Origin of the sequence: Synechococcus sp. BSA11S, assembly GCF_014224355.1 — a bacterium.
GTDB lineage: Bacteria > Cyanobacteriota > Cyanobacteriia > PCC-6307 > Cyanobiaceae > Regnicoccus_A.
In genome coordinates this window covers 24278-48818 of the sequence record NZ_VNWP01000013.1, presented here as the reverse complement: position 1 = coordinate 48818, position 24541 = coordinate 24278, and the positions used below count along the sequence as shown (strand labels likewise).

The following is a 24541-nucleotide window of genomic DNA, read 5'->3' as shown; positions in this document are numbered from 1 at the left end:
GTGATCAGCCCTCCCCCAGCAGACGCTGCAACGGGCTCCAGGCGACGGCCGCACCAGGCAGCGTGCGCAGCACTTCCTCGCAGAAGCCACGCTTGAGCAGCCCGGCGGCCACGGCAGCCGAGAGCCCCCGGCTCTGCAGGTAGAAGAGTTCATCGGTCTGGAGCCGGCTCACCGTGGCGCCATGGGCGCAGCGCACGTCGTCGGCCACGATTTCGAGCTCCGGCTTGGTGTCGATGCGGGCCTGGCTGGAGAGCAGCAGGTTGCGGCTGAGCTGGGCGGCCTTGGTGCGCTGGGCGGCCCGTGGCACCTTCACGGCCCCGTTGAACACGCTGCGGCCTCGGTCGTCGGCGATCGCCTTGTGCAGCTGATCCAGCTGCCCCTCCGGCCCGCGGAATTCCACACGGCTGTGGGTGTCCACCAGTTGCTGGCCATCGGCCAGTTGCAGGGCCTTGAGGTTGGTGGTGGCCTCGCCATCCACCTGCACCACCCGCGGCTCGAAGCGGGAGAGCGCCCAGCCGTGGCTGGCCCAAACCGACTCCAGCCGGCTGCGGGGCTCCTGCTCCACCGCCAGATGAGCCAGCAGGCAGGCCGGGCCCTCACCCAGGGCCAGCAGACCGTGGCGCAGCTGTGATTCGCGGCCCAGATGGGCTTCGAGAACCAGGCTCGAGAGGCTGGCACCGGCACCGAGCTGCACCTGCAGCACATCGAGGCTGGCTTTCTCCTCCAGCAGCAGCAGCACTCTCACGGGGCGCAGCACGCCATCGCCGGTGGCTTCGCTCACCAGCTCGAGGGTGGTGGCCACCGCACCACTCACCCGCAGGGCCAGCACCCGGGTGGCCGTGGCCTGGTTGAGCTCCACCGGCCAGTGTTGCTCGCAATTGCAGGTGGCCAGGGTGTGGCCCAGAGCCTGCTGCACCTCCTCACTGCTCAGAAGCGAGAGACCGGCGGGCAGGCTCTGGCCGGTCAGAGGATCCCCGGGGGCATCGAGCCGAAGACGCAGCACATCGGCTGCCGGCTCAGGCCATGACGAGGGAAGAGGGCTGGTGGTCTGCTCGAAGGCCGGGGCAAGGGCCGTGAGCGGCGCCAGGTCGGTGAAACGCCAGTCTTCCTGGCGGCGCGAGGGCAACGGCTGGCGGGAGAGGGCCTCACGGCCACGCCACTGAACAGCTTCCATCTCACCAGACGGAGCGGGAAGCTGCTGGAGAAAGGAGGTCACCCACGTGGTGGCGGCCACGGCACCAGTGCTGGGGATCGAAGCCACCATCAGGCCACCTCCAGCACGGCCAGCTCCTGGTCCACCCAGTCGTAGCCGCGATCTTCAAGCTCCAGCGCCAGCTCCTTGCCGCCGGTTCGCAGGATGCGGCCGCCGGCCATGACATGCACATAGTCAGGAGTGATCACATCCAGAAGGCGCTGGTAGTGAGTGATCAGGAGGGTGGCGTTCTCGGGGCTGGCGAGATGATTCACACCACCGGCCACAATGCGCAGGGCGTCGATGTCGAGGCCGGAATCGGTTTCATCGAGGATCGCCACCACGGGATCCAGCAGGGCCATCTGCAGAATCTCGTTGCGCTTCTTCTCGCCGCCGGAGAAGCCCTCATTCACGCTGCGATCCAGGAAGGCCGGATCCATCTGCACCACCTCCAGACGCTCACGCACCAGGTCTTCGAAGGCGAAGGTGTCGAGCTCCTCCTCTCCTTTCTCGAGGCGACGGGCATTGGTGGACACCCGAAGAAACTCGAGGTTGCTCACCCCGGGGATCTCCACGGGATACTGGAACCCAAGGAACAGTCCCAGCCGAGCCCGCTGCTCCGGTTCGAGATCAAGCAGGTCAGCGCCGCGGTAACGCACGCTGCCGCCGGTGACGGTGTAAGCGGGATGGCCCGCCAGCACCTTGGAGAGGGTGCTCTTGCCGCTGCCGTTGCGGCCCATCACGGCGTGGATCTCTCCAGCCTTGATCGTGAGGTTCACACCCTTGAGGATCGGCTTGTCCTCCACGCGGGCCTGAAGGTCAACGATCTCGAGGAGGGTATCGGCGTCGGGGCGAATCACAGCTGACGGAACAAGGGAAAGAACAAAGAAAGGAGCCAAGCTCCAGGGGGACAAAACCTTTGGCCGATGGCCGGGACTGCTTCAGCCCACCGAGCCCTCCAGCTTCAGGGCCAGGAGCTTGTCGGCCTCAGCAGCGAATTCCATCGGCAGCTGATTGAACACATCCCGGCAGAAACCGCTCACCATCATGGACACCGCCTCCTCAAAGCCGATGCCTCGGCTCTGCAGGTAGAAGAGCTGATCCGCGGAGATGCGGCAGGTGCTGGCCTCATGCTCCACATTGGCCTCAGGTTGCTGAGAGCGGATGTACGGATAGGTGTTGGCACCCGCCTGATCGCCGATCAGCATCGAATCGCACTGGCTGTAATTGCGAGCTCCCTGGGCCTTGGGGCCGATCTGAACCAGCCCCCTGTAACTGTTGGAGGAACGGCCGGCGCTGATGCCCTTGCTCACGATCGTGGATCGGGTGTTTGGACCCACGTGCACCATCTTGGTGCCCGTATCGGCCTGCTGACAGTTGTTGGTGAGCGCCACGGAGTAGAACTCACCGACCGAATGAGCCCCCTGAAGCACGCAACTGGGATACTTCCAGGTGATCGCTGAACCGGTTTCCACCTGGGTCCAGCTGATGTGGCTGCGGTCGCCCCGGCACTGGCCACGCTTGGTCACGAAGTTGTAGATGCCGCCCACACCGTTCTCATCGCCCGCATACCAGTTCTGGACAGTGGAGTATTTGATGGTGGCATCATCGAGAGCCACCAGCTCCACCACAGCAGCATGCAGCTGGTTGGTGTCGAACATCGGGGCGGTGCAACCCTCCAGGTAACTGACCGAAGCACCTTCTTCAGCCACGATCAAGGTGCGCTCGAACTGGCCCGTATCGCCGGAATTGATGCGAAAATAAGTGGAGAGCTCCATCGGGCATTCCACGCCCTTTGGGATGAACACGAAGGAGCCGTCACTGAAGACAGCGGAATTGAGCGCCGCGAAGAAGTTGTCGTTGCAGGGAACGACAGTGCCGAGATAGCGCTCGATCAACTCGGGATGATCCTTGACGGCCTCGCTGATCGAGCAGAAGATCACACCGTGCTCGGCGAGCTTCTCGCGGTAGGTGGTGGCAATCGAGACGCTGTCGAAGACTGCATCAACAGCAACATTGCTGAGCCGCTTCTGCTCGCTGAGGGGGATGCCGAGTTTGTCGAAGGTTTCCAGCAACTTCGGATCCACCTCATCCAGGCTGGCCTTCTTCTCCTGCTGACGGGGAGCGGCGTAGTAGATGATGTCCTGATAGTCGATGGCCGGGTATCCGATGGACGCCCAATCAGGCTCCTCCATGCGCAGCCACTGCTCATAAGCCCGAAGGCGAAAATCAAGCAGAAACTGAGGCTCGTGGTTCTTCGAGGAAATCAGCCGGACGACATCTTCACTCAGACCCTTGTCGATCTTGTCGGTTTCGATATCAGTGACGAAACCATATTTGTATGGCTGACTGACCAGATCATCGACGCTGGTGGAGCTGCTCATGGTGGTCAGGCGGCAGGAGGTGCAGTGTGGGCCTTGATCTCATCGAGGCCGATTGTCTGTCCCTCTCCACGGAAGGGATTGTCTTCGGTGAGGAACAGCATGCAGTGGCACTCCTTTCGCTCCCGCATGGGCACGCAGGGGCAGTTCCAGAACGCCTGCTCCGCTTCGGCCTGCTTGTCTTCGTAGTGGCGGCAGGGACAGAGGGCCGCGCCCAGTTGCTCCTTGTGGCGGGCCAGGCCTTCGAGCACCACCGCAGTCACCCCGGGATCGCTGCAGAAATAGGTGTCGGTCCGCTTGGCGTAGGCCTCGGCGAAACGCCGGATCAACTCCAGGCTTTCACTGCTGGGGGCGGCCGTGGCGGAGGGGGCGTCGGACATGAATTCAGAAAAACGAGGGAGTCACCGAGGCGTGGACGTGTCCCGCGGGCGGCGGCAAGGAGCCGACGGAACCCAGCGGCGGAAGAGCGGCGGGGCGCTGACGGGGTGCCGGGTGGAGATCAATGACCGAACAGGCCGTGCCACTGAATTACGAAACTCAATGGTTTCGTTACCGACAACCCTAGGACAACGGAGCTGGGGATGGGTCTGAGGCCATTGTGAACGGCCTCAACCCCAACACCCGGAGGAGCGTGGCAAGGTGTGGAGAAGGTTCGCGACCGGACGAACCGGGCTGAGTGTCCGATGAGCGCTTCCACCCAGGCCCCAACCCGAGAAGCAGCACTCGCCCTTCTTCTGCGCCAGGGCGAGGCCACAGCCGCTCAGCTGGCTGAGCTGCTCGGTGTGTCCGTCCAGATCATGCGCCGCCACCTTCGCAGCCTTGAAGATGATGGCCTTGTGGCCAGCAGTCCCAGCAGCGAAGGGCCAGGCCGACCCAGCAACCACTGGCACCTGACGGCCGAAGGGCACGACCAGTTTCCCAACGGCAGCGAGCATTTCGCCCTCGGACTGCTCACCTCCATGGCCGACAGCCTCCCGGCCGACACCGTTCAGACCCTCCTGCGCCAGCAGGCCATCGCCAAAGCCCACGATTACCGGCGTCAGATCGGCAGCGGCTCCCTGCTGGAGCGCTTGGAGCGGTTGGTGAAGCTCCGCTGCCGCGAGGGCTACGTCAGCGACTGTCACCCGGAGTCCGATGGGCTCTCCTGGTGCATGAGCGAATTTCACTGTTCCGTCTCCCGCTTGGCCGAACAGTTCCCAGTGCTCTGTGACCAGGAGCTCCAACAGATGCGCCACACCTTCCCCGACTGCAGCGTCGAGCGGGTGCACTGGCGGCTCGAAGCCGGCCACTCCTGCGGATTCCGCATCACCCCTCGCCTGGAGGGTGCTCCCCTGAGCTCCCACGATGGCTGAGGCCGAGACCGGTCCGCTGGATGCCAGCGACCTGGCCGCCCTCGAAGCCACCCTTCTCCCCAGCCTGGAACGCCACCACCTGCGCCTGCTAGCCCACTGCCTGCGCACCCTCCAGCAGGTGGCCGGCAGCCGCACGGGGCCCCTGCCGTCCAGCTCAGCTCTGGCCGCCTGGAGCGCCCGGCACAGTTCCCTGGCACCCGATCCGGAATTTCAGCAGGTGTTCCTCACCCAGCTGGAACGTGGGGCCGGCCAGTTGCAGGAGCTGGCGGCCCAGCGGGGCTGCGAGCTTCTCGCCCTCGAGATCCATGCCCTGATCGCCTGGGCCGAGGCGGAGGCCAGGGCCCGGCTCAGCCTCTCCAGCCAAGCCCCCCCCCCAGGCTGCCCCCAGCCAGGGCCAGCAGCGCCGCCACCACCCCGCCGAAGCCCGGCCGGTCCCCCTCCAGCCCCGCCAGCGGCAGGGCCAGCACCGGGGCGGTGGCCAGCAGGGCCACGGCCAGTCCGGCAGGAAGGTGCTGCAGGGCGGTCTGCTGCAGCACGATGCCGCCGCTCGTACCCAGCAGGGTGGCCAGCAGCACCAGGGGCCAGCGCCGCCGCAGGGGGCGCGGACGCAGGCCAGGGGGAGGCAGCCGCCACAGCAAAGGCAGCATCACGACAGCCGCGGCCGCCAGGCGCAGGGTGGCCGACTGCAGCGGTGGCAACGCCGAGTCCCGCAGAGCCGCTCGCGAGAGCAGAGCACCGGCACTGCCGCAGACCAACGCGGCCAGGGCCAGCATCAGCCCAAGGCGCTGGCCCTCCCGGGGCAGGGGCAGCCCGGCCGATCCCCCTGCCGGGGACGGCTGACGGGCCACCAGCGCCACCGAGAGGCAGATCAGGGCCACCCCAAGCCCCTGGGGCCAGCGGGGCCACTCGGCCAGAAACAGGGCTCCGCCCAGCAGCGACAGCGCCGGACCACCCGCCTCGAGGGTGAGGGTGCGGCGCGTCCCCAGCCGGCGCAGGGCCGCAAAGTAGAGGCTGTCCCCCAGGGCGATGCCGACCACGCCGCTGGCAAGAAGCAGCATCAGCGCCAGGGGGGAGACCAGCCAGCCCCCCAGAAGCAGAACCGGCAACTGCAGACCCACCGCGAGCAGGTTCTTGACCAGGTTGAGCTGGGCGGCGCTCAAGGAGGTGGGCAACCGCCGCCAGAGGCTGCTGGAGAGCGCCCAGCAGAGGGCTGCGGCCAGGGCCGCCACGACTCCAGTTGTGGCCACCGGGCAACGGCTGGGGTGAGGGAGTTGCGATCATCGCTACAGCCGTGCTGCCCCCGTGAGCGTTCCGATCTCAGATGCCCTCAGTTTCTTCCGGCTCAGCTGCGGACGCTGGCGCTCCCAGCGCACCAGCCACCACCTGCTGCACAGGCGCGCCGAGGCCGGCGGGTCTCTGATCGAGGTCACGGAGGTGGAGGCCAGCGACCCGCGCCTCAAGGCGATCGCCGAACTGCACGGCCAGGACGCCGCGGGCCTGGTGGGGGGCTGCCAGGTGCGCTGGAGCGGTTCGATGGCCTGGGACAAGGCCGGTGAAGGGCACCAGGGAGAGTCGGTGTTCGGCCTGATCCCCACCGACACCTCAGGGCGCGTGGGATTGCTGTTGCGCGACCGCGGCTACGCGGAGACGGCTCCGGTGGCGGGCCACTTCCGTATGGATGACCGGGATGGCCTGCTCCTCACCACGGGTTACGAAACGATGAGCAGCCTGGAGCGCTTCTGGTTTATCAACCCAAATCTGCGCCTGCGCACCAGCACGGTGGAGGGGATCTCCAACACGGCCTCCTTCTGCATGGAGAGCCGCTGCCTGGAGGTCAGCACAACCGGAGATGGCCGTGCTGAGGCCAGCCGCGGCCCCCTGGTCTCCGCCTTCGGCTGGTAGAGCGCCACGCCGGCGCCGGTGGCCGCAAACGTTACGGACTGTGAGCCCTGCCGCCCCTGGCGGGGTTCGATCGGGGCTGACTTCTACGATCCACAGCGACGGATGACGATGTTCGCGTGGCGATCCCGCTTCTGAAGTACGCACCCACCAGCCAGAACTCTCGAGTCAAGGCGTTTCGCGTGGGCTCCGACGAGGATCCGAAAGGCGGCACCCTTGACAAGGCCTTGGACTCCAACGCCCTTAATACGGTGATTGAGTCGGCCTACCGTCAGATCTTCTTTCACGCCTTCAAGGTCGACCGCGACAAGAATCTGGAGTCGCAGCTGCGCAATGGCCAGATCAGCGTGCGTGATTTCATCCGGGCCCTGTGCCTCTCGGATACTTTCACCCGCAGTTTCTACAATCTGAACAGCAACTACCGGGTGGTCCGCCACCTTGTGGAGAAACTGCTGGGCCGCCAGGTGTACGGAAAAGCCGAGGAGATCGCCTGGGCTGCGGTGATCATGACCAAGGGCGTGGCCGGCGCCGTTGATCAGATCCTCGACAGCGACGAGTATCTCGAGAACTTTGGCTACGACACCGTGCCGTACCACCGTAACCGGGTGGTGGGATCCCGTGAAGTGGGCGAAACTCCCTTCAACATCACCTCGCCGCGCTACGAGGCCTACTACCGAAGCATCCTGGGATTCCCCCAGATTGTTTACACCGGTACCGTCAAGTCTCTGCCCACGAGAGCACGTCAGCGTCGCGGTGGCTTCCCCGAGGACTACCTTCCCTGGGTGCGCTCTCTGCCTGCCATGCGCACCGGAGTCGCACCGTCAGGCAGCACCGGCATGGATTACCTCTCCAAGGTCCCCTACCGCAGCGTCGGCCGCTGAGCCAACCGCTCCATCGACCCTCCGATACCCCTGCAGAACGGCGGCTCACACCGCCGTTTTTTGATGGGCAGCCAGCAAACTGCCAGTCAGGTGTTGCTGACGAAGGGAGGCAGGGTCAGCGAGATCGGGGCATTTGACCCCAAACTGATCCCAAACGAAATCCGGAGAAACGGTGACTCAGGCTCTCTCGTCCTTGGCCCGCATGACCCTGCGTCAGTTGCGCCAGATCGCCAGTGACCTCGGCGTGAGTCTGTACAGCCGCAAGTCGAAGGACGAGCTTCTCAACGAGATCAGCAGCGTTCACGGCGAAGGGGATCCCTCCGCCCTCAAGCCCTCAAAGGCAACGGCTCAGGCCTCTGAGAGCCTCTCGGCCATGGAGGCAGGCTTCACGCCAGCTCCCCGCCCCGACGCTGAGACCAGGGTCGTGTTCCTTCCTCGCGATCCCCAGTGGGCCTATGTGTTCTGGGAGATCGCTGAGGCTGAGCGCAGCAAGGCCCAGGAGGCCGGCGCCGGCCAGCTCTGCCTGCGGGTCGCCGATGTGACCGGGCTGCCCCAGGGCGACTCTCACCCCCACACCCTCCAGGAAGTCCCCGTCGACAGCCATGCCACCGAGTGGTACTTGCCGGTACCCCTGAGCGATCGTGATTACCGCGTGGAACTGGGCTACAGGAAGCACGGTGGCGGCTGGCTGTCCCTGGGCTTCTCCTCCGTGGCGCGGGTGCCGGCTCTCCATCCAAGCGAGCAGATTCTCGATCAGTTCGTCCCTTTCTCGCTTGAAGCGGCCCCCAGCGACACCGCTCTGGCCAGCAATCCCCCAGGCAGCCCCCAAGCAGCCGTGGCCGACAGCGGCCTGCACGAGCGCCTCTACCAGACCGCCACGGTGCGCTGGAAGCATTTCGGACGGGGTTCCGAGGCTTTTCACGAACTCGAGGACTCCTCGACCAGTGCCGGCCTGCGAGGTCTGCATGATTCAGGTGTCGGCCTCTGGGCCAGCGGCCGCAACGAATCGGGCATCGGTGGCGTCGCGCCCCGTCAGCGCTCCTTCTGGCTCGTGGCCGATGCTGAGCTGATTGTCTACGGCGCCACTGATCCGGCCGCCAAGCTCACGATCGGCGATGAGGAAGTTCCCCTCTCCTCCGATGGCACCTTCCGGGTGCAGGTGCCCTTCCGCGATGGCAAGCAGCTTTATCCCATCCAGGCGGTGGCAGCCGATGGTGAGCAGAAGCGCAACATCACCCTGAGCTTCGAGCGCACCACCCCTGAAGACAACAGCAATCCCTCCAGCCAGGCCGTGGCCGAGTGGTTCTGATGCGAACCCTCGTCGCCTTCACCCCTCTGGCCGGCAGCCTCGCCCTGCCCTTCCTGGTCCCCGTGCTGATGGTCAAAGTGGGCATCGGCACCGCCGTGGGGATGGCGGTGCTGGTGAGCACCCTCTGGTTTGTACTGATGCTGCGGACCGCCCAGATGCCTGGCCACCACTGAGAGCGACCCGGCTCAGCTCCTGTGGCCTGGGTCCTGAGGGATTCAAGAGCTGAGCGGCTGGGAATTCTTGGGGAGCAGCAGCGCCTCAGTTGATGGGTCCCCCGCCATCCTCCAGATCCCTCCATGGCGTGAGCGCTTGGCCAGCTCTGCTGGCCGGAGTGATCGGCCTCGCTCTGAGCGCCTGTTCCGCCCCTGCCCGAATCCTGGGGTCAGCTCCGGCGGATCTGCCCATGCCGGCTGGGGTGGAGGTGGCCTTCAACCATCGCGCCGACCGCCACTACATCAGTCCGATCAGCGGCGAACGCCGCAACGGCGACGACCTGGAGCAGCTCTTGCTCGAGACGATCGAGCGGGCTGAGAGCGACATCCAGGTGGCCGTTCAGGAACTCTCCCTGCCAAGGGTGGCCGAAGCTCTGGTGCGACGGCAACGCCAAGGGGTGCGGGTCCAGGTGGTTCTGGAGAACACCTACAGCACTCCCTTCAGCGACCAGGTGCCCACCGGCCTGAGCTCCCACCAGCTCGGGCGTTACCGCCAGTTGCTGGCACTCGCTGATTCCGACCGCGACGGTCGTCTCAGCATCAGTGAGCGCGATCGGGGCGACGCCCTCCGCATCCTGCGGCAGGGCCGCGTTCCGATCATCGATGACACCGCCGATGGCAGCGCCGGCAGCGGCCTGATGCACCACAAATTCATGGTGGTGGACCAGCGCTGGGTGCTCACCGGCTCCGCCAACTTCACCGCTTCGGGAATCCACGGGGATCCTGGCGCTCCCCGCACCCGTGGCAACGTCAACCATCTGCTGCGCTTCGAGAGCAAGGAGCTGGCCGCACTCTTCAGCCAGGAATTCAGCCGGATGTGGGGGGATGGGCCCGGCGGCCTGGCCGACAGCCGCTTCGGCATCACCAAGGAGCAGGGGGGTGTGCAGGCCGTGATGGTGGGCCCCACCCGGGTCGAGGTGCTGTTCGCTCCTCACCGCCGCAAGGATCCCAACCAGGGCCTGGACCTGCTCGATCAGCGCCTGGCGGCGGCCCGGAGACGGCTCGATCTGAGCCTGTTCGTGTTCTCGGCCCAGGAACTGGCCAACCGCCTGGCCGAGCTGCAGCAGCGGGGGGTGGCGATGCGGGTGCTGGCCGATCCAGGCTTCGCCAGCCGTAGCTTTTCAGAAGTTCTGGATCTGCTGGGGCTTTCGATGCCGGATCGCTTCTGCAAGCTGGAGCAGGACAACAACCCCTGGAGGCAACCGATCCAAGGGGTGGGAACACCCCGCCTGGCACGGGGCGACAAGCTGCATCACAAGTTCGCCGTGATCGACGGGCGAACGGTAATCACAGGCTCGTTCAACTGGAGCCCCTCCGCCGCCCACGGCAATGACGAAACGCTGCTGATCGTGGAGTCATCCCAACTGGCGGGGCACTTCACCCGGGAGCAGGATCGGATGTGGCAAGGAGCGGAACTGGGAATCACGGCCCGCCTGCAGCGGAAGCTGGAGCGCATCCACCGAACCTGCGGCCGAGGCACGCCGCGGGCTCAGGCCAGCGCAAACCAGCAGCCATGACGCCAGCCGCCCCGGCCGTGGTGATCGTCGGTGCCGGCCCCGCCGGGGCCTCCCTGGCCATGCTGCTGGCTGAGCGGGGGGTCCCGGTGACCCTGGTGGAAGCGGCGCGGGATGCTCAGCGCCGGTTTCGCGGTGAGGGGCTGATGCCCTCTGGCCTGGCCGCCCTGGAGGCCATGGGCTGCGGCCCCCTGCTGACCCGCCTGCCCCACCGGTCCTTGAGCGGCTGGTCGTTCCAGCTGCATGGCCGACAGCTGTTCCGGGTGGAGGAACCCCTGGGGGACGGACCTCCCTGCACACTCGTCTCCCAGCCAGCACTGCTGGATGCCCTGGTGGAGCGGGCCAGCCAGGCGAGCCCCGGCTTCCAGTGGAAGCCGGGGCTCGCGGTGGTGGACCTGATGCATGACCGGGAGCGCATCACCGGAGTCGTGCTCAGCGATGGCAGCCGGCTTGAAGCCTCCCTGGTGGTTGGTGCCGACGGCCGCTCCTCCCTGGTGCGGCAGCGGGCGGGGCTGGAGCTGCAGAGCCAGAGCAGCCCGATCGACCTGCTCTGGTTCCGCCTTCCCAGCCACCCCCGCTTTGAAGCCGACAACGTCTTCACCATGCTGCTGGGAGAGGACGGCAGCGCCTGCAGTGTCTTCCATGGCGCCCTGCCGGGTGAGCTCCAGCTGGGATGGGTGCTCAGCCCTGGTGAGCGAATCGAGCGCAGTCCTCAGGACTGGGGCGAGGCCTTCGCGGCCATGGCGCCCGGCTGGCTGGCCGATCACCTGCGCCGGGTGGCTCCGGCCATCAGCGCCCCGCTGAAACTCTCGGTCCAGGTGGGCTGCTGCCCCCGCTGGCAGCGCCCGGGTCTGCTGTTGCTCGGCGACGCCGCCCACCCGATGAGCCCGATCCGGGCGCAGGGAATCAACATGGCCCTGCGCGATGCGCTCGTGGCCACCAATCACCTGCTGGCCCCGCTGATCCGCGGTGATCTCGCGGCGCTCGACCTCAGCCTGGAGCGCATCCAGGCTGAGCGATTCCCGGAGATCCGGCGTGCCCAGGAGCTGCAGCAGCAGGAGGCACGCCAGGCCCAGCTGCTGCGTCGATCCCCCCTGCTGCGCAGCATCCTCGTGCAGCTGGCTCCATGGCTGGGGGAGCGGATCGGGAGTTCCTGGAGGCAGCGGCAGATTCCCCTGCGGCAGGGCCTGGCCCAGGTTCGGCTGACGGTCTGAAGCGTCGGCATGATGGAGGCTGTTGTGCGCAGCGCTTCGATGGCCCGATCACGCCTTGCCGTCACGCTGCTGAGTGCCGCTCTGTTTGCTGCCCCCGGGCCGGGCTGGAGCCCAGCCCGGGCCGACGACAGCTTCGCCCTCTATCCGAGCAACGAAACGCTGCGCCAGGTGCAATTGGCCACCCTCGACTGCGGCCGGGAGAACACCGCCCCCACCTGCGAGCGGGCCCGCAATCTGGCGGATCACCTGATGGATCACCCCATGCTCTCGGGCTTCTGCAAGGACGCCCTCTGGGGCGTGGTCCAGATCGCCGTGTCCGGGCCGGACAACAGCCTGAGCCGGCGCGATGGGGTCGACACCGCCGCTGATCGGGTGGTCAGCAGCTGCCGGAAGGTGAGCAGGCCCGTGGCCAAGGACGGCCCCGCCGGGCCTGGATCCTCAGCCGGTGGGCCCGGGGGAGGATCCGGAGGTGGGCGACCATCCGGTTCGGGCTTCGGCTTCGGATCGAGCGGTCGCTGAGCGGCGAAACCACAGCCAAGGCGGTGGCCCAGATCAGCTCAGGGGGCTGAGGCCACGGGGGTTTCCGAAAGCTTCAGCAGCTCCTTGGCAGTGCGCTCCATGAAATCCATCGACCAGCCAGTGGTGACCACCGCCTGATCGGCCAGCTGACAGAGGGGGGAGCGATCACCCTGGGCCTCACAGCTGGAGGAGAGGCCGAGCAGGGCATTGGTGAGCTTGCCGGTGAGGCAGCTCGGGGTGCCCGACTTCGCCAGAACGGCCGTGGCCGCCTTCCGGGTCACGCTGATGGCCTGGGGCATGGGCGATGCGGGTGCCGCCCCCATCACCCTGGCCTGGGCAGGGGCGAAGGCCAGGGCCACAAGCGGCAGGATCAGCCCGTGAACCCGTCTCGGCTTGGCTGAAGGGATGGCCATTGACCCTGTTGATCACAACGTGGTCGCAGGCTAGCCAGTTGGCCGCAGCGTGCCATTTGGGGCCTGGCTGCAGGGCTAGCGTGGGGCCTCCTCAGGTTGGCCCCCATGACCAGCAGCGCCTCCTCCGATGCCTCAGCCGCTGCCATGGCCGCCACTCCATCCCCATCGGTTCGCCAGGTGTCCCTGAGCACCCCCTTCACCGACCAGAAGCCAGGCACGTCCGGCCTGCGCAAGAGCAGCCGCCAGTTCGAGCAGCCCCACTACCTGGAAAGCTTCGTGGAAGCGGTGTTCCGGGTGTTGCCCGGTGTTGCGGGCGGAACCCTGATCCTCGGCGGCGACGGCCGCTACGGCAATCGGCGGGCGATCGGCGTGATCGCCCGCATGGCCGCTGCCCATGGCGTGGCCCGCCTGATCACCACCACCGGCGGCATTCTCTCCACCCCCGCCGCCTCCCACCTGATCCGGAAGCACCAGGCGATCGCCGGCATCATCCTCTCGGCCAGTCACAATCCCGGCGGCCCCGAGGGAGACTTCGGCGTCAAGGTGAACGGCGCCAACGGTGGGCCGGCCCCCGAATCGATCACCGATGCCATCTTCGCCGCCACCACCGCGTTGGACGGCTACAGGATCGTTGACGCCGAGACGCCATCGCTGGACGTGCCAGGAGTCCATGCCCTGGGCGACCTGCGCATCGAAGTGATCGACGGGGTCGATGACTACGTCACCCTGCTGCAGGGCCTGTTCGATTTCGGCGCGATCGGAGCGCTGCTACGGGGCGACTTTCCGATCGCCTTTGATGCCATGCATGCCGTCACCGGCCCCTACGCCAGCCGGCTGCTGGAGGGGCTGCTCGGCGCGCCGGCCGGCACGGTGCGCAACGGCACACCTCTGGAGGATTTCGGCGGCGGTCACCCCGACCCCAACCTCACCTATGCCCACGAGCTGGCCGAGCTGCTGCTCGATGGCGACGCCTACCGCTTCGGAGCCGCCTGTGATGGTGATGGCGATCGCAACATGATCCTGGGCCACCGCTGCTTCGTGAACCCCAGCGACAGCCTGGCGGTGCTGACCGCCAACGCCACCCTCGCCCCCGGCTATGCCTCCGGGCTGGCGGGGGTGGCCCGCTCGATGCCCACCAGCGCGGCGGTTGATGTGGTGGCCCGTGATCTGAACCTCCCCTGCTACGAAACTCCCACAGGCTGGAAATTCTTCGGCAACCTGCTCGATGCCGGCCGCATCACCCTCTGCGGTGAGGAGAGCTTCGGCACCGGCAGCGACCACATCCGCGAGAAGGATGGGCTCTGGGCCGTGCTGTTCTGGCTGCAGATCCTGGCCACGCGCCGCTGCTCGGTGGCCGAGGTGATGGCTGACCACTGGAGCCGCTTTGGCCGCCACTACTACTCCCGCCACGACTATGAAGCCATCGCCAGCGACAGGGCCCATGGTCTCTACGACCGCCTGAAGGGCCTGCTGCCCTCCCTGGTGGGGACAAGTTTCGCCGGCCGCAGCATCGCAACCGCCGACGACTTCAGCTACACCGACCCGGTGGATGGCTCCCTCACCAGCGGCCAGGGCCTGCGCCTGCTGCTGGATGACGGCAGCCGCGTGGTGGTACGCCTTTCCGGCACCGGCACCCAGGGGGCCACCCTGCGCCTCTACCTGGAGAGCTACGTGGCCGCCGGCGGCAACCTCGATCAGGATCCCCAGCAGGCCCTCGCCGATCTGATCACCGCCGCCGACCAGCTTGCCGAGATCCGCAGTCGCACCGGCATGGAGCGGCCCACGGTGATCACCTGAACCCTGGATCCGTAGGCCCTCACCTCCACAGGCGGTCAGGGACGCCCTTTGGAGCGCCCTCCCCCTCGCAAGACGGGTTGGCGGTACGCCGGATCCGGATTGGTGACCTGCAGCTGACGCACGGTTTCGATCGCCATTCCCGCCAGGGTGCCGAAGGCGCCCAGCAGCAGCCGAAACCAGAACATGGCGTAAGAGCTCACCGTGACAGGCGTGTTGGCCACGATCGCCTGCAGAAAAAAGCTCACAGCCAAGCCGAACAAACCACCCCCCAGGCCAACCAGAACGATGCGGCGTCCTTTGAGCGGCTCCGGCGAACTGGACATCAGGACAACGGCGATGGAACAGCTGGGGGAGGTGTCTTGTCGTCACCGGAGACAACCAGCCCCTTCATCACGACATAGAAGACTGGTACAACGAACAGCGAGAGCACGGTGGCCACCATCAGGCCACCGAACACCACCGTGCCGAGGGAGGCCTGGCTGCGGGCACCAGCACCACTGGCCAGCACCAGGGGCAGGAAACCGAACAAGGAGGAAATGGCCGTCATCAGGATCGGCCGAAGGCGGGATTCAGCAGCCTCTTTCGCTGCCTCATAAGCTGTGGCCCCGTCGGCCATGCGCTGGTTAGCCAGATCAACGATCAGGATTCCATTCTTGGCCGCCAGGCCGATCAGCATCACCAAGCCCACCTGGGCGTAGATGTTGAGCACTTCACCCCTTGCGGCCAGGAAAGCGAGGGCTCCCAGCATCGCGGTGGGCACTGTCATCAGGATGATCAGTGGATCACTGTAACTTTCATATTGCGCGGCAAGCACGAGATACACAACCAGTATGCCGAATCCGAAGATCACGATGGCAAGGGCGCCGGCCTTGACCTCCTCTCTTGAAAGTCCTGTCCAGTCGAAACTGAGACCATTGGTCCCCAGCTGGTCAAAGGCATCGGTCATACCTTTGATGGCCTGACCGGAGCTGCGACCAGGAGCTGGTGAGCCTTCAACCTTGATTGAACGGTACAGGTTGAAATGGGGGATCACCGACGGACCGGTGGCAGGCTCCACCGTGAACACCTCTGCAAGCGGGACAGGCTCGCCGATGCGGTTGTTCACGAACAGCGATTTGAGTTGCTGCGGTGTAGCCCGGAATGGAGCATCCGATTGCACATAGACGCGGCGGATCTTGCCCTCCTGGAACGTGTCGTTAATATAAGCTCCGCCAAAGTAAAAGGTGAAAGCTTGCATCGCTTGACCGTAATCCACGTTCAAGGCCGCCAGCTGATCTCGATTCACACTCACCTTGAGCTGGGGGGACTCTGGCGTGAACTGCGTGAACACCCTGCTAAAAATCCCAGTGGGCATTGCTTTGGCGATCAGCTGGTTGGCATTCGCAAAGAATTCTGGAAGGCTTAAGGCTCCGCTGCTCTGATCCAACATTTGAAACTCGAAGCCACCAGAGGTTCCGTAGCCTGGTATGGCTGGTGGTTCGACCACGAAGATCCTGCCCCCATCAATCGCCGCCATCTTGCGGTTCAGCCGTTCCACGATGGCGTCCACGAATTGATCGGAATCAGGACGATCAGACCAGTTCCGGGTGCCGAAGAAAAACAGTCCCTTGTTGGGAGCATTGCCATCCAGGCTGAAGCCACTGATGATCACCGCCGTACTGATGTCCTTCTCAGTGCGCAAGATCTCGGCAACCTGCTTGTTGATGACCCGGGTATTCTGCTCCGAGGCGCCGTCGGGGGCCTGCACAAAGCCGATCGCATACCCCTGATCCTCGATCGGCACAAAACCAGAGGGGATCGAAGTGAAGGCCACGCCCGTGAGGGCGATCCCACCCACCAGGAACCCCATGATCAGGACGCGATGGCTGAGCACCCAGCCCAAACCCTTCTTATAACCTCCTTCGCCGGCAGCGTAGAGCTTGTTGAAACGCGTGAAGATCGGCTCAAGGAAGAAACCAAGCGCAAGTCCGATCAGCGCAAAGATCAGAACGGAGAACGGCTGGGTCACACCACCCAGCACCAGACCGATGATCGCCGCCCCGATGGTGAAAGGAAGCCGCAGGGGCAGTTGGGTGATCAGCCCCAGCAGGTAGCCCAGCAAAAGGCCCACAACCACGGCCCCCAACACCTGCAGGGCTCCTTCGCCACTCACCAACAGCCCATAGACGAAGCCAATGGAGGTTCCTGCGATGGCGTAGGTGCGCCGCCCAGGGGGGGTTCCATCGCGGGCGAGCAGCAGGGCCGAGAGCATCGGCGAGAACGTCAGGGCATTGAAGGTAGAGATCGCCACCGAAAAGATGATCGTGGCGGCAAACTGCTTGTAGATTGTTCCAGTAGCCCCTGGGAAGAAAAGAACAGGGAGGAAAACAGCGAACAGTACTAGCGAGGTGGCAATCACAGCACCGAAGAGTTCATTCATCGTGCTCATCGCTGCCTGAACAGCCGTCATCCCCTGGCCCTTCTTGGTAGAGGTGTCCTCAATCACTGTGATCGCATCATCCACCACAAGGCCTGTGGCCAGCACCAGGCCGAAGAGGGTGAGCTGGTTGAGTGAAAAGCCGGCCACCTTCACGAACAGGAAGGTGCCCACCAGTGCCACAGGGATGGCAATCCCAGGCACGAGGGTGGCCTTCCAGTTCTGCAGGAACAGAAAAAGGATCAGAACAACGAGCACCACAGCATCGCGCAGGGAATTGGTGACCCCCTTGATCGAGGCATTGATGAAGTCGGTGGTGTCGTAGATCTTCTCAATCTTGATTCCAGGCGGAATCTCGCGGCTGAAATCATCCAGCACATCCTTGACCCCCTGAGACACCTCAAGAGCATTGCTGCCACTCAACTGGTAGACGAGCAGACCCACGGAGGGGACCGCTTCCAGATCGGTGGCGTTGGCATCGTAGGTTTCAGCCCCTAGATCCACACGACCCACATCCCGCAGCCGTACCAGACCACCTTCTCCGGTACTTCGCAGAATCAGATTGGAAAACTCCTCGGCGCTGCGCAGCCGCCCCTGCAGCTGCACCGTGAAAGTGAACTCCTGCCCTTCCGGAGCCGGCTCCCCCCCCACCTGACCCGCAGGCACCAGCCGGCTCTGGCTGCGCAGGGCATCGACGACATCAGCGGAACTGAGCTTGTTGGCGGCGAGACGATCAGGATCGAGCCAGAGCCGAAAGGCCAGCTTACGGTTGCCGGCGAAAGCGACATTGCCCACCCCTTTGACACGCTTGATCCGATCGGTGAGTCTCTGGTCAAGCAGGCCGCTGATGAACTCCGTGCTATAAGGATTTTTCGCATCGTCACTTCCAAAGTTATAAACAAGAAGAATCGAGTTTGAAGCCTTGTTAACTACAACACCAGACTGCCTGACCTCTTCGGGAAGCTGGGGCTGGGCCAGGGCCACCCGGTTCTGAACATTGACTTGATTGATGTCACCGTCAGTTCCGCTCGCAAACGACACGGTGATGGCACTGGTCCCAGAAGCGGCGCTGGAGGAGGTGATGAAGTCCATGTTCTCCACCCCGTTGATCTGTTGCTCCAGCACATTGGTGACACCTTCCTCAACGGAGATCGCGTCGGCGCCGTTATAGGTGGCATTCACCGTCACAGTGGGCGGTGCGATGTCGGGCAGGTTCTCCACGGGTAGCAGTGGAATCGCGATCAGACCTCCGATCACAATCAGAAGACTGCAGACGACGGTGAGAACCGGCCGGGTGATGAAATTGTCTGAAGCGGACATCTGGCTTCTGCTCCTACTGTGCCGTCACGGGTGTGCCGTGACGCAGGGTGAGCAGATTCGTGGTGATCACCCGTTCACCGGGTGTCACACCGCGCAGGACCGGATAACGATTGTTCTGCAGCGGTCCGAGCTGCACCGGGCGCTGCAGGGCGAATCTGCTGCCCGGGGGCAACTCTCGCAACTGGTCCAGAGAGGCCTTTCCGGGGTTCTTCTCCAGATCCTGGAGGCTGCCGAGGGCGAACACGAAGCTCTGGCCTGCCGTCTGGGTGACAGCCGCGAAGGGAACCGAGGGCAGATCGGCCGCAGCGAGCTGGACCCTGGTGCGCAGTCGCAGACCGGTGCGCAAGGCGCCGGTGGGATTGGCGAATTCAGCCTTCACCAGCAGGGCCTGGTCGCCGGCGTTCACGGCCGGATCAACGGAACTGACCACCCCACGGGCCAGCACCTTCGGGGACTGCGGCTCCTGCAGAATCACCGGTAGTCCGGGCCTGACCCGGGCGGTGAGCACACCGGGCACGTCGATGCGGGCCATGAGGCGGTCATTGCGCACCACCTTGGTGAAGGGATCGCCGGCACTGATCACATCACCCACCTTCACCTGCAGATCGCTGATCACCCCATCGCTGGGGGAGCGCAGATCCCTGAAGGCCAGATCGGCCTCGCGGGCCCGCAAGGCCTCCCTCGACTGCACGAACTGGGCGCGGAACTGGTCGCGCTGCAGGGCACTGGCCGCTCCCTGGCGCACCAGGAACTCGAAGCGCTTGTAGTTCAGTTCATCCCTCTCGAGCTGAGCGCGCAGACTGGCCACATCAGCACGCACCTGCACCTGATCGAGCACCATCAGCAGCTGCCCCTGACGCACCACATCGCCCTGTCGCACCAGCAGGCGCTCGATGCGTCCGCCGGCCTGGGCCGCCAGCTCCACCACACTGAGGGCTTCAAGCGTGCTGATCGTGTCCACGTCGTCGCTGAAACGGGCCTGGGTCACCGGCTCCGTCTTGACCTGAACCTGACGGGGGGGTGGCTTGGGTGGATCCCCACAGCCGCTGAGACCAGCCGCCAGCAGACCGAGAGCGGCCGGAATCACCAGACAGGAACGCTTCACGCAAGGTGACAAGAGTTGCCCGATTCTGCAGCCCGATGACGCCGACTGCACACCCCGGGGGTTGATCCCAGGATTGTCCTCTCATCGCCATGCAGCCCTTGAGCGACCTGTTCAGCCATCAGGGGGACATCACCCGCCAGGCCCTGGCCCCCCTGGCGGACCGCCTGCGCCCCCGCAACCTGGAAGAGTTCGTGGGGCAGCAGGAGATCCTCGGCCCAGGGCGGCTGCTGCGGCGGGCGATCCAGGCCGATCGGGTGGGCAACCTGATCCTGCATGGGCCGCCGGGGGTGGGAAAGACCACCCTGGCGCGAATCATCGCCAGCACCACCCGGGCCCATTTCACCAGCCTGAACGCCGTGCTTGCGGGGGTCAAGGACCTGCGCGTCGAGGTGGAGGCCGCACGCCAGCGGCTGGAGCGGCACGGCCTGCGCACCCTGCTGTTCATCGATGAGGTGCATCGCTTCAACGTGGCCCAGCAGGACGCCCTGCTCCCCTGGGTGGAAAACGGCACCGTGACCCTGATCGGCGCCACCACCGAAAACCCCTACTTCGAGGTCAACAAGGCCCTGGTGAGCCGCTCCAGGCTGTTCCGTCTCCAGCCGCTCGAGCCCCGCGACCTGAGAGTCCTGCTGAAGCGAGCCCTGGCCGACGAGGAGCGGGGCTATGGGGGCCTGGCGGTGGAGCTGAGCTCCGAGGCGGCCGATCACCTCCTCGATGTGGCCGGGGGTGACGCCCGCAGCCTGCTCAACGCCCTGGAGCTGGCGGTGGAGAGCAGCCCCGCCGATGACACCGGGGTGATCCGGATCGACCTGGAGATCGCCGAGCAGTCGATCCAGCAAAGGGCCGTGCTCTACGACAAGCAGGGGGATGCCCACTTCGACACGATCAGCGCCTTCATCAAGTCGCTGCGAGGGTCCGACCCGGATGCTGCCCTGTTCTGGCTGGCGCGCATGGTGGAAGCCGGGGAGAATCCCCGCTTCATCTTCCGGCGCATGCTGATTTCCGCCGGGGAAGACATCGGCCTGGCGGACCCACAGGCGGTCGTGGTGGTGGAGGCCTGTGCGGCGGCCTTCGAGCGGGTGGGATTGCCGGAGGGGCTCTATCCCCTGGCTCAGGCTGCGCTCTACCTGGCCGGAGCCGAGAAGAGCAACAGCGTGCTGGGGTTCTTTGACGCCCTCAAGAGCGTGCGAGCCACCAACCGCCAGGACGTGCCCTCCCACCTGCGGGACGCCAACCGGGATGGGGCTGCCTTCGGTGATGGGGTCGGCTACCGGTATCCCCACGCCTACGCCGAGCACTGGGTGGCCCAGACCTACCTGCCCGCAGCCCTTCAGGGCGAGGTGTTCTGGTTGCCGGGACGCCTCGGCTGGGAGGGGACACTCCAGGAGCGGCTGCAGCGGCGACGTGCCGCCCAGCTCTCGGCCGCGGCTGAGAGCTCCGCCGACTCGGGCCTTCTGCTCAGCAGCGGGCCGGACGACGCTGGACTGGAGCGCTGGCTGCAGCGCCAGGCCGGAGCTGAGGGTGAGCGGCTTGACCAGCTCCGCCAGCGCTTCTGGGACGGAGCCCGCTGGCAACGTCAGGACCGGACTTTGATCGTCGCAGCCCGCTCCCTGCTCTGGGCGCTGGATCCCCTGGAGGCCAGTCCCGAGGGGGGCGTGCTGATCGGCGTGAATGCGGCGGCGGATCTGGAGCGGCTGCAGGCCCAGAGCCAGCTGCTCGACAGCCTGCGCAGCCCGCGGCTGCTCCTGCTGGAGCCCACCAGCCCCCGGAAGCTGGCCGCCGCGATCGAGCCAGGGGAACGGTTCGAGTGGCTGGTGGCCCGCTCGCCGTTCCAGGGGCTGGCGCCAGCGCTCTGGCTCCAGTGGTTGCAGCAGCTCAATCAGCTGTGCAGCCCCAGGGCGCAATGGCGCCTGCTGCTGAGTGAGCCCCTGCTGGGGCCCGCCGGTGCGCTCACTGAGCTGCTGGAGAAGCCTGGGGACCCTTCCAACGTCTCCAAGGACCCATCACTGACGAACCTGTTGCGGCGCCTCACCCTCCAGGAAGAGGGCTGGCTGGCGCCTCATCCCGGCGCCACTGAACTCTCCGCAGCGCTGGAGGAGCTGGGATGGGCGGTGGAGCTGGAAAGCTGGCAGGAGTTCCTGACCCTGGAGCTGAGCGAAACCGCCCTTCAGCGCTGGTTCGGCCCGGAGGCGCCCTACCGTCGTCGGCTGGAGGCTGCGATGAGCGCTGGGGAAGTCAATCGGCTGGAAGCAGGATTTCGCGATCGAATCGGAGCACGTCTGCCCCAGCGGCTGCGCCACAATCGCCTCATCGCCCGCCGCCCGGCACAGTCGCCGTCGCCGTCGCCGCAGGCAGGGGAGGCGAACCGTGACCAGCCATAAAAAAACCCCGGCAATGCCGGGGTGAGGAAAACGATCGGGGCACCTGGCCGGAGCCAGGAGGTGAGAATCACCAGAGGCCGCGGATGGGCTCGGACTCGAACACAGGAGCAGGAGCAGGGGCCGTGCGCACCTGGGCCACAGGATCGGTCATCTGATTGGCCTGGATGCAGGCCGGCAGGAAGACGTACCAGGAGAGCAGGGAGGTGCACTGGGCTTCACCCTGGCACTTGCCTTCGGCGCAGATGTTCTGCTTGCCGTCGTAGGTGCCGCAGGTGTCAGCCAGGCGGAAGTCGGTGGGAAGGGCGGCCATGATGCCGGCCGAGGAGATGGAACCATCGGCGGCGTCAGCGATGATCGCGCCCCGCAGGCCCTGCACCGCGTAGGTGGACATCGACCAATAGGGGAAGTAGCTGCGGGTCTGGTTCTTGAGGAACTTGACGCCGGCGTCGGAGTAGAGGAAGCGGGACACACCCACCACATCGACGCTGTAGCTCTTGGCCAGACCGGTACGCAGCTCGTCGGCGGTCCAGCCGGAGCGGGAGATCCCGCCGGCAAGACCACGGTCGGTCACGTCACCGTCTTCGATGAAGGTTTTGAAAGCATCCAGATCGGTGGACCACACGGCACCGCCGGTGTTCCAACGAACGGGGAGGTTGTTGTCCACAGCGGCCGAGGCGGGCATGGCTGTGGCAGTGAAAGCGGCTCCAGCAAGGAGACCAGCGGCAAGACGCTTCAGCACGGGATGGCGAAGGAACATCTCTTTCAACCTAACCAAGTGAGTTGCACTTGCCAACAACTTCCTGAGGGAACGCAGACAGAGCTGCGGCTGGACCACACCACGGTTCCGACTCAGGGTGTGGGTCGAAGACGCCGCAGGCTCCCCAGCGAACGCCATCCCAGGGGACAACCGAGGCGGTCGGCCTGGAAGGGAAACGCTCCCGGGTCGCCCTCTCCACGGCAGACCACACCGCGGGGGACGCTCTCGATGGCCTCCACCCGGGCCACATAGGTTTCTTCCCCGGTGCGGGGGGTGACGGTGAGCTGGGCACTCTGGTCATCAACCTCCAGCTGGGTCTTCATGTCCTGGGGGACCTCGATCCCGAGTACATCGAGGTAGGAACTGAAACCACCCCAGAAATAACGGGTGATCTGGGCCCCAACGAAACGGTTGAGCAGCAGGGCCGCCTGCTGCCGCTGGTCCAGCAGGGCCTCCTGGGCCTCGAGATCGGCCAGCACCACGGCTGCCGATGTCCCTGTGCGGCTCGCCAGAGGAGGCTGCAGGGTCAACTGGACCAGACCCGCGACACCGATCAGGGCCAACAGGGTGGAGAGACCGAGGCGAAGAGCGAGGGCCATCGGGCTTGGGGAGATCAACCGACCCTACCGGCGACCTAGGATCAAGCCTGGCGAGCGTTGAACCATGTCGCTGCAGATCGGAGATCCGGCCCCTTCGTTCAGCCTCCCCGACCAGAACGGCAGTCCAGTGGCCCTGGCGGAGCTGCGCGGTCAGCGGGTGGTCATCTATTTCTACCCAAAGGACGACACCCCTGGCTGCACCAAGGAAGCCTGCGGATTCCGTGACCAGTGGGCAAGCTTCGAGAAGCACGGCATCAAGGTGCTCGGCATCAGCAAGGACCCAGCCGGCAGCCACACGAAATTCATCGACAAGCATCAGCTGCCCTTCACCCTGCTCAGCGATCCGGAGCCCTGCGAGGTGGCCACGGCCTACGAGAGCTACGGAATGAAGAAGTTCATGGGTCGGGAGTACATGGGAATGATGCGCCACACCTTCGTTGTGGACCCCGAAGGCAACCTGGAGCGCATCTACTGGAAGGTCAAGGCGGAGGAGATGGCCCAGCAGATCCTCACTGATCTTGGCCTGAGCTGAGATCCACCAGCGCTTCCAGCGCCAGGTTCGGGGCCAGCTGCAGAGGCACGTCCGCCTGCTGCAACAGCGGGACCAGTCCAGGGGCATCACCACCGGTGAGCCAGAGTGCCGTGGGCTCCAGCCGTTCCAGCTCACGCCAGGCCTGCGCAACGGCAGCGGCCAGGCCCAGCAGACACCCCATCCGCATGGCCGGCTCCGTCTGGGTTGGCCAGAGGCCTTCGGGTTGGTGAAGCCGATCGAACCATGGGTCCGAGGGCGCCAGCTGCGGCAGCAGCTCCGTGGCCAGCCCAAGGGAGCTCAGCTGGGTGCTCAGCCCGGGCTGCAACCGTCCCCCCTGAAATGTGGCATTGGCCCCCACCCGGGTCAGGCTCAGGGCCGTGCCCGCGTCGGCCACCAGCACCGCTCCTCCCCCATGGCAACCCTGGTTCCGCCAGGCCTGCCAGCCCACCAGTGCACGATCGATCCCCAGCCATGGGGGCAACCGATGCAGGGGAACGCTCGCAGGCTGAAGGCGCCGCAACTCCAACCCCTCCGGAGTCGTGGAATCCCCCTTGCCCTGAAAGGGAAGTGGGCCAACAGCGGCCCAGGCACGCAGCCGCTGCCAGGGCAGGGACGCAGGATCAGCCGGAGGCAGGCTGTGGCTGAAGCGCAACCCCTGGGGCCCGGATCGAGCAGAAGCCCTGCCGGAGGCTTCGGCCCAGTGCCAGCGGCTGTTGCCGATCAGCAACCAGAGGTCGCCGTCAGGCAC

Annotated in this window: 24 protein-coding genes; 11 read left to right on the top strand and 13 right to left on the bottom strand. The window is 65.6% G+C overall.

What is annotated here, in order from left to right:
• Positions 1 to 4: 4 nt before the first annotated feature.
• The 4 genes from FPZ61_RS11700 to FPZ61_RS11685 form a co-directional block, all read right to left on the bottom strand.
• Positions 5 to 1264 (bottom strand): SufD family Fe-S cluster assembly protein, encoded by a 1260-nt coding sequence (locus FPZ61_RS11700; protein WP_185466760.1) that lies wholly within the window; start codon positions 1262 to 1264, stop codon positions 5 to 7.
• Positions 1264 to 2052, bottom strand: coding sequence for a Fe-S cluster assembly ATPase SufC (sufC, locus tag FPZ61_RS11695; RefSeq protein WP_185466759.1), 789 nt, complete (start codon positions 2050 to 2052; stop codon positions 1264 to 1266). Before sufC ends, FPZ61_RS11700 begins: the two co-directional genes overlap by 1 nt.
• An 81-nt stretch (positions 2053 to 2133) precedes the next feature.
• Positions 2134 to 3576 carry a Fe-S cluster assembly protein SufB gene (gene sufB, locus FPZ61_RS11690; RefSeq protein ID WP_185466758.1) on the bottom strand — a complete coding sequence of 481 codons (1443 nt, stop codon included), beginning with the start codon at positions 3574 to 3576 and terminating at the stop codon, positions 2134 to 2136.
• Positions 3577 to 3581: 5 nt separating this feature from the next.
• Positions 3582 to 3953, bottom strand: a complete 372-nt coding sequence (locus FPZ61_RS11685; protein WP_185466757.1) for a ferredoxin-thioredoxin reductase catalytic domain-containing protein — start codon at positions 3951 to 3953, stop codon at positions 3582 to 3584.
• Positions 3954 to 4256: 303 nt separating this feature from the next.
• Here FPZ61_RS11685 and sufR point away from each other — a divergent pair, with 303 nt between their 5' ends.
• Positions 4257 to 4925 (top strand): iron-sulfur cluster biosynthesis transcriptional regulator SufR, encoded by a 669-nt coding sequence (gene sufR / locus FPZ61_RS11680; RefSeq protein WP_185466756.1) that lies wholly within the window; start codon positions 4257 to 4259, stop codon positions 4923 to 4925.
• Positions 4926 to 5079: 154 nt separating this feature from the next.
• On the opposite strand, the gene FPZ61_RS11675 is transcribed toward sufR, so the two are convergent.
• Both FPZ61_RS11675 and FPZ61_RS11670 read right to left on the bottom strand, forming a co-directional pair.
• Entirely contained in the window at positions 5080 to 5232 is a 153-nt protein-coding gene (locus tag FPZ61_RS11675; RefSeq protein WP_185474836.1) for a hypothetical protein, read from the bottom strand.
• A 40-nt stretch (positions 5233 to 5272) separates the two neighbouring features.
• The gene (locus FPZ61_RS11670; RefSeq protein WP_370594286.1) at positions 5273 to 6172 is read right to left on the bottom strand and encodes an EamA family transporter; all 900 of its coding nucleotides are present in this window, start codon (positions 6170 to 6172) and stop codon (positions 5273 to 5275) included.
• Between the two features lie 55 nt (positions 6173 to 6227).
• Between FPZ61_RS11670 and FPZ61_RS11665 the strand changes: the two genes are divergently transcribed.
• From FPZ61_RS11665 to FPZ61_RS11635, 7 genes are all read left to right on the top strand, one after another.
• A complete protein-coding gene (locus FPZ61_RS11665; protein ID WP_185466754.1) occupies positions 6228 to 6827 on the top strand; it encodes a phycobiliprotein lyase in 600 nt (199 codons plus the stop codon).
• Between the two features lie 116 nt (positions 6828 to 6943).
• Positions 6944 to 7705 carry a phycobilisome rod-core linker polypeptide gene (locus tag FPZ61_RS11660; RefSeq protein WP_185466753.1) on the top strand — a complete coding sequence of 254 codons (762 nt, stop codon included), beginning with the start codon at positions 6944 to 6946 and terminating at the stop codon, positions 7703 to 7705.
• A 202-nt stretch (positions 7706 to 7907) separates the two neighbouring features.
• The gene (locus FPZ61_RS11655; RefSeq protein ID WP_185466796.1) at positions 7908 to 9014 is read left to right on the top strand and encodes a DUF4912 domain-containing protein; all 1107 of its coding nucleotides are present in this window, start codon (positions 7908 to 7910) and stop codon (positions 9012 to 9014) included.
• Positions 9014 to 9187 carry a hypothetical protein gene (locus FPZ61_RS11650; protein ID WP_185466752.1) on the top strand — a complete coding sequence of 58 codons (174 nt, stop codon included), beginning with the start codon at positions 9014 to 9016 and terminating at the stop codon, positions 9185 to 9187. The genes FPZ61_RS11655 and FPZ61_RS11650 overlap by 1 nt, the downstream gene beginning before the upstream one ends.
• A gap of 128 nt (positions 9188 to 9315) precedes the next feature.
• Positions 9316 to 10743 (top strand): phosphatidylserine/phosphatidylglycerophosphate/cardiolipin synthase family protein, encoded by a 1428-nt coding sequence (locus tag FPZ61_RS11645; RefSeq protein WP_370593436.1) that lies wholly within the window; start codon positions 9316 to 9318, stop codon positions 10741 to 10743.
• Positions 10740 to 11954 carry an FAD-dependent oxidoreductase gene (locus FPZ61_RS11640; RefSeq protein WP_185466750.1) on the top strand — a complete coding sequence of 405 codons (1215 nt, stop codon included), beginning with the start codon at positions 10740 to 10742 and terminating at the stop codon, positions 11952 to 11954. The genes FPZ61_RS11645 and FPZ61_RS11640 overlap by 4 nt, the downstream gene beginning before the upstream one ends.
• Before the next feature lie 12 nt (positions 11955 to 11966).
• A complete protein-coding gene (locus tag FPZ61_RS11635) occupies positions 11967 to 12473 on the top strand; it encodes a hypothetical protein (RefSeq protein ID WP_185474835.1) in 507 nt (168 codons plus the stop codon).
• Between the two features lie 38 nt (positions 12474 to 12511).
• On the opposite strand, the gene FPZ61_RS11630 is transcribed toward FPZ61_RS11635, so the two are convergent.
• Positions 12512 to 12886, bottom strand: coding sequence for a hypothetical protein (locus FPZ61_RS11630; RefSeq protein ID WP_185466748.1), 375 nt, complete (start codon positions 12884 to 12886; stop codon positions 12512 to 12514).
• Between the two features lie 144 nt (positions 12887 to 13030).
• Here FPZ61_RS11630 and FPZ61_RS11625 point away from each other — a divergent pair, with 144 nt between their 5' ends.
• Complete coding sequence (locus FPZ61_RS11625; RefSeq protein ID WP_185466795.1) at positions 13031 to 14683, top strand: alpha-D-glucose phosphate-specific phosphoglucomutase; 1653 nt, start codon at positions 13031 to 13033, stop codon at positions 14681 to 14683.
• Between the two features lie 35 nt (positions 14684 to 14718).
• Here the strand turns inward: FPZ61_RS11625 and FPZ61_RS11620 are convergent, their stop codons facing one another.
• The 3 genes from FPZ61_RS11620 to FPZ61_RS11610 are packed head-to-tail and all read right to left on the bottom strand — an operon-like array spanning position 14719 to position 19524.
• Positions 14719 to 15006 (bottom strand): hypothetical protein, encoded by a 288-nt coding sequence (locus tag FPZ61_RS11620; RefSeq protein ID WP_185466747.1) that lies wholly within the window; start codon positions 15004 to 15006, stop codon positions 14719 to 14721.
• On the bottom strand, positions 15006 to 18419 hold the full coding sequence (locus FPZ61_RS11615) for an efflux RND transporter permease subunit (protein ID WP_185466746.1): 3414 nt from the start codon (positions 18417 to 18419) through the stop codon (positions 15006 to 15008). Before FPZ61_RS11615 ends, FPZ61_RS11620 begins: the two co-directional genes overlap by 1 nt.
• A 13-nt stretch (positions 18420 to 18432) precedes the next feature.
• A complete protein-coding gene (locus FPZ61_RS11610) occupies positions 18433 to 19524 on the bottom strand; it encodes an efflux RND transporter periplasmic adaptor subunit (protein ID WP_370593435.1) in 1092 nt (363 codons plus the stop codon).
• 98 nt (positions 19525 to 19622) lie between these two features.
• On the opposite strand from FPZ61_RS11610, the gene FPZ61_RS11605 reads away from it, so the two are divergent.
• Entirely contained in the window at positions 19623 to 21905 is a 2283-nt protein-coding gene (locus tag FPZ61_RS11605; protein ID WP_255441563.1) for an AAA family ATPase, read from the top strand.
• Positions 21906 to 21972: 67 nt separating this feature from the next.
• On the opposite strand, the gene FPZ61_RS11600 is transcribed toward FPZ61_RS11605, so the two are convergent.
• Positions 21973 to 22662 (bottom strand): alpha/beta hydrolase, encoded by a 690-nt coding sequence (locus FPZ61_RS11600; RefSeq protein ID WP_185466793.1) that lies wholly within the window; start codon positions 22660 to 22662, stop codon positions 21973 to 21975.
• A 92-nt stretch (positions 22663 to 22754) separates the two neighbouring features.
• The gene (locus FPZ61_RS11595; RefSeq protein WP_185466744.1) at positions 22755 to 23261 is read right to left on the bottom strand and encodes a hypothetical protein; all 507 of its coding nucleotides are present in this window, start codon (positions 23259 to 23261) and stop codon (positions 22755 to 22757) included.
• 64 nt (positions 23262 to 23325) lie between these two features.
• Here FPZ61_RS11595 and bcp point away from each other — a divergent pair, with 64 nt between their 5' ends.
• Positions 23326 to 23793: a thioredoxin-dependent thiol peroxidase gene (bcp, locus tag FPZ61_RS11590; protein WP_185466743.1), complete on the top strand. Its 468-nt coding sequence runs from the start codon at positions 23326 to 23328 to the stop codon at positions 23791 to 23793.
• On the opposite strand, the gene FPZ61_RS11585 is transcribed toward bcp, so the two are convergent.
• Entirely contained in the window at positions 23771 to 24541 is a 771-nt protein-coding gene (locus FPZ61_RS11585) for a type III pantothenate kinase (protein ID WP_185466742.1), read from the bottom strand. The genes bcp and FPZ61_RS11585 overlap by 23 nt on opposite strands.